Annotated in this window: 11 protein-coding genes; 10 read left to right on the top strand and 1 reads right to left on the bottom strand. The window is 51.3% G+C overall.

Annotated features, from left to right (window positions below; all coding sequences use genetic code 11):
- Positions 1-10: 10 nt before the first annotated feature.
- The 7 genes from OCV63_RS14830 (at position 11) to OCV63_RS14800 (ending at position 9,389) form a co-directional block, all read left to right on the top strand.
- A complete protein-coding gene (locus OCV63_RS14830) occupies positions 11-1,135 on the top strand; it encodes a GntR family transcriptional regulator (protein WP_158365085.1) in 1,125 nt (374 codons plus the stop codon).
- A gap of 66 nt (positions 1,136-1,201) precedes the next feature.
- Positions 1,202-2,641: an L-arabinose isomerase gene (gene araA, locus OCV63_RS14825; protein ID WP_158365084.1), complete on the top strand. Its 1,440-nt coding sequence runs from the start codon at positions 1,202-1,204 to the stop codon at positions 2,639-2,641.
- Between the two features lie 179 nt (positions 2,642-2,820).
- On the top strand, positions 2,821-4,869 hold the full coding sequence (locus OCV63_RS14820; RefSeq protein WP_158365083.1) for a DHH family phosphoesterase: 2,049 nt from the start codon (positions 2,821-2,823) through the stop codon (positions 4,867-4,869).
- 1 nt (position 4,870) lies between these two features.
- Positions 4,871-5,317, top strand: a complete 447-nt coding sequence (rplI, locus tag OCV63_RS14815) for a 50S ribosomal protein L9 (protein WP_158365082.1) — start codon at positions 4,871-4,873, stop codon at positions 5,315-5,317.
- A 12-nt stretch (positions 5,318-5,329) separates the two neighbouring features.
- Complete coding sequence (gene dnaB, locus OCV63_RS14810) at positions 5,330-6,673, top strand: replicative DNA helicase (RefSeq protein WP_158365081.1); 1,344 nt, start codon at positions 5,330-5,332, stop codon at positions 6,671-6,673.
- 464 nt (positions 6,674-7,137) lie between these two features.
- Positions 7,138-8,682, top strand: a complete 1,545-nt coding sequence (locus tag OCV63_RS14805) for an alanine/glycine:cation symporter family protein (protein ID WP_158365080.1) — start codon at positions 7,138-7,140, stop codon at positions 8,680-8,682.
- Positions 8,683-8,795: 113 nt separating this feature from the next.
- On the top strand, positions 8,796-9,389 hold the full coding sequence (locus tag OCV63_RS14800) for a helix-turn-helix domain-containing protein (protein ID WP_158365079.1): 594 nt from the start codon (positions 8,796-8,798) through the stop codon (positions 9,387-9,389).
- 29 nt (positions 9,390-9,418) lie between these two features.
- Here OCV63_RS14800 and OCV63_RS14795 read toward each other — a convergent pair whose 3' ends face one another.
- On the bottom strand, positions 9,419-9,589 hold the full coding sequence (locus OCV63_RS14795) for a DUF362 domain-containing protein (protein ID WP_158365078.1): 171 nt from the start codon (positions 9,587-9,589) through the stop codon (positions 9,419-9,421).
- Between the two features lie 273 nt (positions 9,590-9,862).
- Here OCV63_RS14795 and OCV63_RS14790 point away from each other — a divergent pair, with 273 nt between their 5' ends.
- From OCV63_RS14790 to OCV63_RS14780, 3 genes are all read left to right on the top strand, one after another.
- A complete protein-coding gene (locus OCV63_RS14790; RefSeq protein WP_158365077.1) occupies positions 9,863-10,075 on the top strand; it encodes a DUF1858 domain-containing protein in 213 nt (70 codons plus the stop codon).
- A gap of 289 nt (positions 10,076-10,364) precedes the next feature.
- Positions 10,365-10,889 (top strand): DUF8052 family protein, encoded by a 525-nt coding sequence (locus tag OCV63_RS14785; RefSeq protein ID WP_158365076.1) that lies wholly within the window; start codon positions 10,365-10,367, stop codon positions 10,887-10,889.
- A 2-nt stretch (positions 10,890-10,891) separates the two neighbouring features.
- Positions 10,892-12,619 carry a carbon starvation CstA family protein gene (locus OCV63_RS14780; RefSeq protein ID WP_158365075.1) on the top strand — a complete coding sequence of 576 codons (1,728 nt, stop codon included), beginning with the start codon at positions 10,892-10,894 and terminating at the stop codon, positions 12,617-12,619.
- Positions 12,620-12,726 lie beyond the last annotated feature (107 nt).

The raw sequence follows: 12,726 nt of genomic DNA, 5'->3' as shown, positions 1-12,726 counted from the left end.
GGAGACAGATATGTCAAAAAAAGGAAATGCGCACAGCCAGGATTTGCTGAAATACCAGAAATTATATAACTGGTGCAGAACGCTGATTACGAGCGGAGTCATCAAAAACAAAGACAAATTTCCCTCGGAAAATATTCTGCAGAAGAAGTTCGGATATTCCCGGCAGACTGTGCGGACTGCGCTGAATCAGCTTGAGGAGGACGGCCTGATTGTCCGCGTCAAGGGAAGCGGAACCTATGTATCTTATGAAAATAAGAACGAGGATAAGGGAAAGCCGCGGGTTGGACTGATTTTGAGCTATTTTTCCGATTATCTGTTCCCGAGAGTATACGACGGAATCGAATCCGTCATGACGGAAAAGGGCTATGAGATCGATGTGGCGGTGACGAAAAACCGCCTGAATGACGAGGCCATGTACCTGGAAGGGCTGCTGTCCAGCAACCTTTCCGGCCTCATCATAGAGGGAACGCGCTCCAGCTTCCCGAACCCGAATATCCGTCTCTACAATGAGATTCGAAAGAGAAACATACCGACTCTGTTTATCCATAATCATTATCCGAACCAGAAGTTTGACAGCGTGGAAATGTCGGACGCCCGGGCGGGCTACGAGGCCGCGAAGATTCTGATTCAGAACGGCCACCGGAGAATCGGAGGTATTTTCAAATACGACGATATGCAGGGGATGGAGCGCTACAAGGGCTTTATCGAATGCCTGTCGGATTATGGCGTCAAATTTGACGATGACTGGATTCGGTGGTACTCCACCAAGGATATGGAGGAGAAGCTGAGCAAGAAGGGGCTGATGCGGATGTACCGCAGAACCAAGGACTGCACAGCGATGATTCTCTATAACGACGAGGTGGCCGAGCACTATATGGAATTCCTGGAGGACAGGGGCCTGAAGGTGCCGGAGGATATCTCACTGATTTCTTTCGATGACGCGGAGCTGGCCCAGAACGTGGATGTGAAGATCTTATCAGTCGTTCATCCCAAGTATAATCTGGGACGTGTTACAGCCCGGAATCTGCTTCGTATGATGGGAGATCCGGACTGGCAGAACAAAAATTATTCTCACCGTTTTCCGGTCACGTTCAACGACGGAAATTCGGTCAAGGATATACGCAGCCAGGCGTAAAGCCGGGCAGCCGGAACGATGAAAGTTGGCAAACGTTTTGGAAAATTATTCCAGGAGGTAACAAAAATGAAAAAACTGTATTTTGTAGTAGGATCTCAGGATCTGTACGGCGAAGAGTGCCTGAAGCAGGTGGCGGCAGACGCCCGCGAGATGGCAGAGTTCCTGAATGAAAAGCTGGAAGGAATTGCGGCAGTGGAAGTGCTTCCGACCGTAGAGACTTCCGAGATCTGTATTGAGGATATGCGCAAAGCATCCTGCGACGATGACTGCATCGGCGTTATTACATGGATGCACACCTTCTCCCCGGCCAAGATGTGGATCAAGGGCCTGCAGGAACTTAGAAAGCCCATGCTTCACCTGCATACTCAGGCCAATGAGAAGCTTCCGTATGATGAGATCGACATGGACTTCATGAACCTGAACCAGGCAGCCCACGGCGACCGCGAGTTCGGCTTCATCGTAGCCAGAATGGGCATCCCGCACGAAGTAGTGGCAGGATATTATAAGCATGACGACGTAGTAGCGAAGATTAAGAAATTCGCGCAGGTAGCAAAGGCTATTTCCTATTCCAAGTCCCTGAAGGTAGCTTCCTTCGGTAACAACATGAGACATGTGGCAGTTACAGACGGCGACCGTGTAGAAAGCCAGATCAAGTACGGCTGGGAGTGCAACTACTATGCGCTGGGCGATGTGGTAGACATCATCAACGAGGTAACTGAGGAAGAAATCGACGCGAAGATGAAGGAGTATACCGATAAGTATACGATGAAGACAGACCGCATCGATGCAGTCCGTGAGCAGGCAAAATACGAAGTTGGCTTCGAGAAGTTCCTGAAAGAGAACGGCATCGGCGCATTTGCAGATACCTTCCAGGATCTGCATGGCCTGAAGCAGCTTCCGGGTATAGCCGCGCAGAACCTGATGGACAAGGGCATCGGCTTCGGCCCCGAGGGAGACTATAAGATCGCAGCCTTCGGCGCGGTTCTGATGGAGATGGCAAAGGGACGCGAGGGCGCTACCGGTTTCATCGAGGACTATACCTACGACCTGACAGAGGGACAGGAGCTTGAGCTGGCTTCCCATATGCTGGAGGTTCCGGTGGCATTCGCGGCTACCAAGCCCGAGATTGACGTAATCCCCCTTGGCATCGGTGGTAAAGAGGATCCTGCAAGACTGATCTTTGACGGCGTAACCGGAGACGGAATCCAGGTAACCATGGTAGATATGGGCGACCACTTCCGCATCATCTGCGCGGACATCGAACTGGTAAAACAGCCGAAACCCATGCCGAAGCTGCCGGTAGCCAGAATTATGTATCGTCATAAACCGAACTTTGCTATCGGCACCGCAGCATGGTGCTACGCAGGTGGCGCTCACCACTCCGTAGTATCCACCGCCCTGACCAGAGACGATATCGCCATGTTTGCACGTCTGACCGGCACTGAGCTTGTCACTATCGGCGAGGACACCACAGAGGCAGACCTTCAGAAATTTTTCGTGAAATAAGATAATAATACTATAACTGGCAATACGATTAGAACCCATATTGCAGGAGACGCCGCCGAGTCCGGGAGGATTCGGCGGCGTTTCTGAGTTGTTTTAATTGTAATACAGGGGATGCTTGTGCTATAATAGGAATATTAAGTAGCAGTCAAAGATGAAAAAGAATGATAGAGGGGACAAAAATGAAAAGAAAGGTTCATTTAAAGGGCCGATTGAAACGGTACGTGCAGTGGCCGATTCTGATGAGTATTCTGCTTCTGGTGATGAATCTCTGTATGTACCCCATATCGGTGAAGGCCGGTGTGGTTATGAGCGCCTTTGTGCTGGTGTATATTGCAGTGGTTATGGGGCTGTATGTACAGAACCGGGCGCAGATCTACGGCGAGCTGGTGTCCTTCGCGACCCAGTACGGACAGGTACAGCGGAAGCTTTTAAAGGAGCTGGCCATACCCTACGCCCTGCTGGATGAGGACGGAAGAGTGCTGTGGGCCAACAGCGCGTTTTTTACGGCCAGCGAGAAGGGCAAAAAGAATCTGCGGAAATCCATCAGCTATTTCTTCCCGGATTTCACCGTGGATTTGCTTCCGGAGGATGATTTCGAGGACACACGGATCGTGCGGTTTTCCTCGGAGGAGCGGGATTACCGGGCAGATGTGCGCCGGGTATATATGGATCACATCATGGAGGACAATACCTTTGTGGAGGTGGAGGAGGACGACAGCTTCCTGATCGCCGTATATCTCTTTGATGAGACGGAGATGAACCATTATATCCGCATGAACAAGGAGCAGCGTCTGGTGGCCGGATTGATCTATCTGGATAACTATGACGAGGCCCTGGACACGGTCGAGGAGGTCCGCCGATCCCTTCTGGTGGCATTGGTTGACCGAAAGATCAACAAGTATATCTCGTCCTTCGGCGGTATCGTAAAGAGCATAGAGAAGGATAAGTATTTTGTGGCTATCCAGGAGAAGGATCTTCCGGTAATGCGGGAGAATAAGTTTGAGCTTCTTCAGGATGTCAAGACTGTCAATATCGGCAATGAAATGGCGGTTACCCTGAGCATGGGCTTTGGCTGCGCGGGAAAAACCTTTGCGGAAAATTATGAGTTTGCCCGGATCGCCATCGATCTGGCCCTGGCCCGCGGCGGCGATCAGGTCGTTATCCGGGAGGGCGAGAAGATCTCATATTTTGGCGGAAAGACCCAGCAGGTAGAGAAAACCACAAGGGTCAAGGCCCGGGTCAAGGCCCACGCTCTCCGGGAGTTTATCGAGAGCCGGGATAAGGTAATGGTAATGGGACACCGCCAGACGGACGCGGATTCCTTCGGCGCGGCCATCGGTATCTACCGGGCAGCCAAGGTGCTGGGTAAGCGCGCTTATGTGGTAATGAATGAGGTGACCACTTCGGTGCGGCCTATGAAGGCCTGCTTTGAGGATAATCCGGTCTATGAGCCGGACATGTTCCTGAGCAGCGAGCAGGCCATCGAGATGATTGACCGGAATACGGTACTGGTGGTAGTAGATACGAATCGGCCCAGCTATACGGAGTGCCCGGAGCTTCTGTCCCGGACGCCTACCATCGTGGTGCTTGACCATCATCGTCAGACCAATGAGCAGATTGAAAATGCGGTGCTTTCCTATATCGAGCCCTATGCGTCTTCCGCCTGCGAGATGGTAGCGGAGATTCTGCAGTATTTTGACGAGGGATTGAAGATTAAGGCGGTGGAGGCAGACTGTCTCTACGGTGGCATTATCATTGACACCAACAATTTCACCAGCAAGACGGGCGTGCGGACCTTCGAGGCCGCGGCGTTCCTGCGCCGGTGCGGAGCGGACGTAACCCGTGTCCGCAAGATGTTCCGCAATGACATGACGGAATACAAGGCGCGGGCCGAAGCGGTGCGCCACGCGGAGCTGTATCACGGCTTTGCCATTGCCATCTGTCCCAATGAGAATCTGGAGAGCCCCACCATTGTGGGAGCCCAGGCAGCCAATGAGCTGCTGGATATCAACGGCGTCCGGGCTTCGGTGGTGCTGACGGATTATCAGCATAAGACCTTTGTCAGCGCGCGTTCCATTGATGAAGTGAATGTGCAGCTTCTGGCAGAGCGTATGGGCGGCGGCGGCCATCTGAATATGGCCGGAGCCCAGCTGGACTGCGGCATGGAGGAAGCGCTGGAAATCGTAAAACACACCATCGACAAGCTGCATGAGGAAGGAGAATTTTAAAATGAAAGTAATTTTGATTGAAGATGTAAAGTCTTTGGGAAAGAAGGGACAGTTAGTAGAGGTAAACGATGGTTACGCAAGAAACTTTATCCTGGCAAAGAAGCTGGGGCTGGAAGCAACTCCGAAGAATCTGAACGATCTGAAGCTAAAAAAAGCAAATGACGAAAAGGTAGCCAAAGAGATTTACGAGGAGGCCAAGGCCTTCGGCGAGCGCCTGAAGGAGATGGAGGTCAACGTATCCATCAAAACTGGCGAGGGAGGCAAGATTTTCGGTTCCGTATCCTCCAAGGAAATCGCAGAGGCAGCCAAGGCGCAGCTGGGAATCGAGCTGGATAAGAAGAAAATGGTTCTGCCAAGTCCCATCAAGACACTGGGAACCACCCTGGTTCCGATTAAGCTGCATCCGAAGGTAACCTCTGAACTGAAAGTCAACGTAAGAGAAGCGTAAGAGAGCTAAAACATGGAAGAAGCAATCATCAAACGAGTGATGCCCCACAGTATCGAGGCAGAGCAGTCGGTCATCGGTTCCATGCTGATGGACCGGGAGGCAGTACTGGTGGCGTCGGAGATTCTGAAGGGCGAGGATTTCTACCAGCGGCAGTACGGCGTGGTCTTTGACGCCTGTGTGGATCTGTTTAGCCGGGACGAGCCGGTGGATCTGGTGACGCTGCAGAACGAGCTGCGGGCCCGTGATGTGCCGGAGGAGGTCAGCAGCATGGAATTCGTCCGGGATATTCTGGAACGGGTTCCCACCTCCGCCAATGTGAAATATTACGCTAATATCGTGGCAGAGAAATCCACTCTGCGGAAGCTGATCCGCCTGAACGACGAGATCAACAACCTGTGCTATGCAGGTACCGAGCCTTTGGAAAATGTGCTGGATCAGACGGAAAAGAAGGTTTTTGATCTGGTACAGCGCCGGAACGCGGGAGATTTCGTTCCGATCAAGCAGGTGGTACTGAACGCCATTGAGAAAATCGAGATTGCGTCCCGCACCAAAGGAAACGTCACAGGTATTGCCACCGGATTTAAGGATCTGGACTACCAGACATCCGGCTTCCAGCCCTCGGACCTGATTCTGATCGCGGCCCGTCCGTCTATGGGAAAGACCGCGTTTGTTCTGAATATCGCCCAGTATATGGCCTTCCGAAGCGGCGAGACCGTTGCCATTTTCAGCCTGGAGATGTCCAAGGAGCAGCTGGTGAACCGACTCCTGTCCATGGAGTCTGGCGTGGACGCCCAGAAGCTCCGGAACGGCAACCTGTCGGATACAGACTGGGAGCGCCTGGTGGAGGGCGCCGAGGGCGTAGCCCGTTCGAACCTGATTATCGACGATACGCCGGGTATCACCCTGGCGGAGCTTCGCAGCAAGTGCCGTAAATACAAGCTGGAGAACAAGCTGGGCATCATCATGATCGACTACCTGCAGCTCATGTCCGGTGGAGGACGTTCCTCCGATTCCAGACAGCAGGAGATCTCCGATATTTCGAGAGGGCTTAAGAGTCTGGCCCGTGAGCTGAATGTGCCGGTGGTGGCACTGTCCCAGCTGAGCCGTGCCGTAGAGCAGCGTCCGGATCACCGGCCCATGCTTTCCGACCTGCGTGAGTCGGGAGCCATCGAGCAGGATGCGGATATGGTCATGTTCCTGTACCGTGATTCTTATTATAATAAGGATACGGAAATGAAGAACCTGGCCGAGGTTATCGTAGCCAAGCAGAGAAACGGCCCCATCGGTACCATCAACCTGCTGTGGATGCCGGAATACACCACCTTTAAAAATTTCAAGCCGGGTCCGCCCATGTAGGGATATGGCTTTCGTGCTTTTGTGTTCTCACGGAATGGAAGCTGTATGCTGGCGCAGGAGTTTTGCTCAGAGCTAAAATATAGGAAAAACAGACTGCAATTCCGTATAGAACGAATGCATATCAAAAGAAAAACAAAAATATTTCGGAAATATTATTTACAAGAAAAATATTTTTGGAACATACAACTAAAATACTACGAAGACAGAAAAAAATGCTTGAAAGCCTCGTGTTGCCTATGGTAAGATATAGAAAATCGCGCAGGAATAAAACAGTGAAATGTCGACGGAGACAGCCAGATACAGGCTGTCTCCGTTTTTATGTTACAACGTATCTGTAAGAAGCGGCCGGTGGCAGTTCCTGCAGGTAAGAGGATAATTGCCGGGGAAACTTTTGTTACATAAAAAGACGTTTCGAAGTATACATAGGTTTTCGGAAAATCGGCGCGCGTGAGGAGGACGAGGTTATGATTGAGATGATTACAAATGTAAATAGTGCGGTCAACAACGTGGTATGGGGTTGGCCCGCACTGATTCTGCTTGGCTTTACGGGAGTACTGATGACCAGTATGACTGAATTTTTCCAGCTTTCCCATCTGGGCCACTGGCTGAAGAATACCATCGGTTCTATTTTCAGTGATCGGAGTATTACGAAGCATACAGAAGACCGGAGCATTTCCCAGTTCCAGTCTCTGTGTACGGCGCTGGCGGCCACGGTCGGCACCGGCAATATTGTCGGCGTGGCGGGAGCCATTGCAGTAGGCGGACCAGGCGCGGTATTCTGGATGTGGCTCATCGCCTTCTTTGGCATGATGACCAACTATTCCGAAAATGTGCTGGGTATCCTGTACCGCCGCAAAAACAGTAAAGGCGAGTGGGCTGGCGGCGCCATGTATTATCTGCGGGACGGTCTGGGATCTAAGAAAGGATGTAAAACTTTGGGCGCGGCTCTGGCGGTTCTGTTTTCCTGCTTTTGCCTGCTGGCCTCCTTCGGTATCGGCAATATGAGCCAGGTGAACTCCATGGTCAGCAATGTGTATACTGCCTTTGGCATTCCGAAGCTGGCGACGGGTATCTTCCTGTTCGCGGCAGTGGCGCTGGTGGTGCTGGGCGGTCTGAAACGGATCGCGGCGATTACGGAGAAAATTGTTCCCTTCATGGTGGTGCTGTATCTGCTGGGTACGCTGGTTATCATCGGTATGAATATTGCTACGATTCCGGCTGTATTAGTATCTATTTTTAAGGGTGCGTTTGCCATGAAATCCGTGGGCGGCGGCATCGTAGGCTCCGGTATCGCCCTTGCTATGAAAATGGGTATGAAGCGAGGCGTATTTTCCAACGAAGCGGGTCTTGGTTCTTCGGTTATGGTACATTCCAGCTCCAATGTAAAGGAGCCGGTGCGTCAGGGTATGTGGGGCATCTTCGAGGTGTTTGCGGATACCATCATCGTCTGCACGCTGACAGCGCTCACCATCTTAAGCTCCGGCGCTGTGGATCTGACGACGGGGCAGCTGACCGGTGAGGCAGCGGCCATTGAATCCAGCTCTCTGGTGAGCTACGCCTTCGGTAACCATTTTGGTTTTCTGGGCGCAGCCTTTGTGGCGGTTGCGATTCTGCTTTTCGCGTATTCTACGGTACTGGGGTGGAGCCATTATGGAGCGACAGCCTGTGAGTACCTGTTCGGCACCGGCGCAACGAAGATCTACCGGATGGTTTTCGCGGTCATCGTGCTGGCTGGTTCTGTGATGAAAGCCCAGCTGGCCTGGGATATCTCAGATACTTTTAACGGCCTGATGATGCTTCCGAACCTGATAGGCGTCGTGACACTGTCGCCCATCGTTATGCGCTGTACGAAGAATTACGTGGCGCGAAATCTGCATGGCAAGGAAATAGAACCTATGCTGTCCATGTTCCCGGATATTCAGAAAGTACAGGAGGAGGCCCTGAGAGAAGAGTTGAGAGAGGAAGCGCTCTACACGATGGATACCGATAAAAATATCGTGAATGAATAAAAATTTCCAAATTTTGGTTGAAAATTCTTCTAAACCTGATATAATGTAGGATATGGAAAAATATTACATTTCCATAAAGCGAAAACCGGCAGAGAGACAGGGGAGGAAGAGACATGAGCGAGACACGCTATATGATTTCCGACGCTTCCAGGCTGGTGGACGTGGAAGCGCATGTGCTGAGGTATTGGGAAGAGGAACTGGAGCTTCCCATCGGGCGCAACGAGATGGGCCACCGTTACTATACCGAGGAAAATATCCGGTTATTCCGGCATATTAAAGCACTGAAGGACGGAGGCGTGCAGTTAAAAGCGATTAAGCAGCTGCTCCCGGAACTGGAAAAGGGCGATGTAAAGCTGGAGGGGCTGTTGGCCAGAGCCGGCGGCATCCCGGTATCCACCGATGCTGAGACCGCCCGGAAGGAGAAGATGCAGCAGTTCCAGTGTATCATGAGCCGCCTGATAGCGGAGGCTCTGGAGGATCACACGGAAAAGATGGGCTGTGAAATCAGCACCCAGGTCAGCGGCCAGGTCATCAAGGAGATGGACTATCTGCTCCGCATGAAGGAGGAACGGGAGGACGAGCGTTTCCGCCGTCTGGACGAGACTATCCGCAACTCTCAGAAGAGCCGTAGGGAAAAAGCAGCCATTGCCAAAGAAGAAAAGCGAAAATGGAATTTTTTCGGACAGAAAAAGGGACAGGCCGTGTAGGTCTGTCCCTTTCGTTTTACTTCGTCAGATTACTCTGCGCTGATAGCACCGTGCGGGCACTCAGCCTCGCAGGTACCGCAATCCAGACATGCGTCTGCGTCGATTACGTACTTTCCGTCTCCCTCACTGATAGCCTCAGCCGGACATACTGCTGCACATGCGCCACAATCCTGACAGTCATCACCAATTACATAAGCCATGATGTAAATCCTCCTTTTATAATCCTGCGCGACAGCGTCCGCAGGTGATATGTGTTGTAAGTATCGCCATGGGCGATATCCTTGTACAGCTGTATTTTATAATAAATGTGCGGAATATACAAGTGAAAAATCTATAAACTTGCCATTGTATTGAAAATTACACAAAAAAATCCTTGCAAAACACTCGGAATTAGACTATAATAGTAACGCTATACGTGAATAATACCGTTAAACGGCGGTAACGATACGGAACATAATAAGGAGGAAATTCAAATGGCACAGGTAAATAAAGATATGCTCATCGCTGACGTACTGAAGACAGACGAGAACATGGCAGGTATCCTGATGCGCGAGGGTATGCACTGCGTAGGATGTCCGGCACACCAGATGGAGTCTCTGGGCGAGGCTGCTATGGTTCACGGCATTGATCCGGATACACTGGTAGCAAGACTGAACGCGTTCCTGGCAGCAAGCCAGCAGGCATAAGTCCGGCGGACAGGCATTACAGACGAAGGATGATAAAGGGCATTGCAGCGAAGCTGCAGTGTCCTTTTTTATGTAATAGGAAATTTCTACAGAATCCCCTATTCCATAAAAGCAAGCAGAGCTTGCAAAGATGCGCACTCTTTTTGGCATTGCAATACATCTTTTTGTAAAAAAACGTAGATTTTTCGCAGGAAAGGTATTGCAACTATACTTATAAAGTATTATACTATAAAAAGTTTTTAAGAAAGTTTATCAAATTTTAAGATTTACATAGAAAGAGCTATATAAAATGCAGGACACTAGAGAGGCGGTCATCGAACGACTGCTGAAAAGCTATAGAACCTATTACGATATCCACATGCTTGATGACGAGACTCCAATCACAGCACGCTGTGATTTTTTTGAACATTCGGAGAAATACGTCCTGTCCAGGAAGGCCGAGCTCTGGTCCGCGGACAATGAGGAATTTCTCTATCTGGTGGATATCCCGCACCTGACCCTGGAGCTCTATGAGAAGTGGAGAGCTTACATCCAGGAGGACGGGATGCAGCGCATTAAGCCGGGTCCGGGTCACATGGCCTCCTATATCACACCCGTATTCATTTGCGATACCTGCGATGAGGATGCGCGGAAGGCATTGAAGAAATGCCGCATTTCCAAAAGTTTTCATTTTTCACTGCACGGCTGGATGGACCACCATACAGCGGTAGTCCAGGTTGCCACTGGTCAGATTGACGCCAATGGAGGCGGCCGCCACACAGCGAAAATTTTGAAAAAAATTTTATATACAAAGAAAAAGAAAGGGAGTATGTAACAATGAATTCACTGGTACTTCTTCTCATCTGCGTTGCAATTCTGATTGTAGGCTATATCTGCTACGGTGGATGGCTGTGCAAGCAGTGGGGCGTAGGTGACAGCAAAACTGAGACACCGGCTCATGCCATGGAGGACGGCGTAGACTACGTTCCGGCAAAAGCTCCGGTTCTGATGGGCCATCATTTTTCCTCCATCGCAGGCGCAGGCCCGATTACCGGACCCATCGGCGCGGCAATGTTCGGATGGCTGCCCGTAACCCTCTGGGTTCTGGTTGGCGGTATTTTCTTCGGCGGTGTCCATGACTTCGGCGCTCTGTTTGCTTCTGTCCGCAACAAAGGACAGTCTATCGGTGAGATTATCTCCTCCAATATGAGCAAGCGCGCAAAGCAGCTGTTCATCATCTTCTCTTACCTGACCCTGATTCTGGTGGTGGCAGCCTTTGCTTCGATCGTAGCTTCTACCTTCGGCGCTGTATACGATGAGAGCGGCGCCCTGAACCTGGCGGCGTCCGAGACTCCGGCTACCGTAGCCATGATCTCCATGCTGTTCATCGTCATTGCGATTGTATTTGGCTTCTGTGTATACCGCCGGAATATGCCCATGGGCATCGCTTCCGTAGTCGGCGTACTGGCTATCGTTCTGATCATGGTAGTCGGTATGAATTTCCATCCGATTTACCTGTCTACAAAGACATGGATGTGGATTGTAGGTATCTATATCGCCATCGCATCTGTAACGCCGGTATGGATCTTGCTGCAGCCCCGTGACTACCTGAGCTCCTTCCTGCTTTACGCAATGCTGATTGTGGCGTTCTTCGGTGTCGTTGTGGCGCACCCGACCTTCGACAGCACCTTCCCGGCAGTGACCAGCTTCGCTGTAGACAACGGAAATGGTGTGCAGTATATGTTCCCGGTTCTGTTTACTACGGTTGCCTGCGGCGCGATTTCCGGTTTCCATTCTCTGGTATCCTCCGGAACGACCTCCAAGCAGCTGGACAGAGAAAAAGACGCAAAGCCCATCGCTTACGGCGGAATGCTTCTGGAGTGCGTGCTTGCAATCCTGACTCTGTGCGCCATCGGCTATGCTTACAAGTGGAACGCAACCCATCCGGATGCAGCTCTGACCGGAGCAACCGCTATCTTCGGTGGCGGTATCGCCCACATGATCGACGACGTCATCCCGGGAAGCTACAGCATCCTGAATTCCCTTCTGGTGCTGACCTATTCCGCGTTCTGTCTGACCTCTCTGGATACAGCTACCCGTCTGGCACGTTTCATGTTCCAGGAGTTCTGGCTTGAGCCGGGCGAGACCGCAAAGGATGTAAAGGAAGGCTGGAAGAAGGTTATGGTAAATCCCTATTTCGCCACCATCCTGACCGTAGTTCTGGGTATCCTGCTCGGTATGACAGGCTACGCAAAGATCTGGGGTCTGTTCGGAGCCGCGAACCAGCTTCTGGCCGGCATCGGTCTTCTGGCTGTAGCTACCTGGCTTGGCAACGTAGGCAAGAACAATAAGATGTTCCTGATCCCGATGGCCTTCATGATTGTCGTAACCATCTGCTCTCTGTGCCTGACGGTAAAGAACCAGATTGGCATGATTGCGGCAGGCGGCGCGGACTGGGGTCCCTGGGCGCAGACCATCTTTGGTATCCTTCTGATTGCCCTGGCCATTGTCCTGGTAATCGAGGGCGTTCAGACATTGAAGAACCCGAAGAAGGCAGCGGCCTAATATTATCTGACATTCGAAAAGGGGCTGTGAAAAAACATAACCTATAAAAAAGAAGGACCAAGGATTCATAATGAATCCAAGGTCCTCTTTTTGTGTTAAAATTAATC

Source organism: Laedolimicola ammoniilytica (genome assembly GCF_025567165.1).
In the GTDB taxonomy this organism is placed as follows: Bacteria; Bacillota; Clostridia; order Lachnospirales; family Lachnospiraceae; genus Laedolimicola; species Laedolimicola ammoniilytica.
The sequence above is the reverse complement of the archived record's forward strand: the minus strand, read 5'-3'. Positions and strand labels throughout refer to the sequence as shown.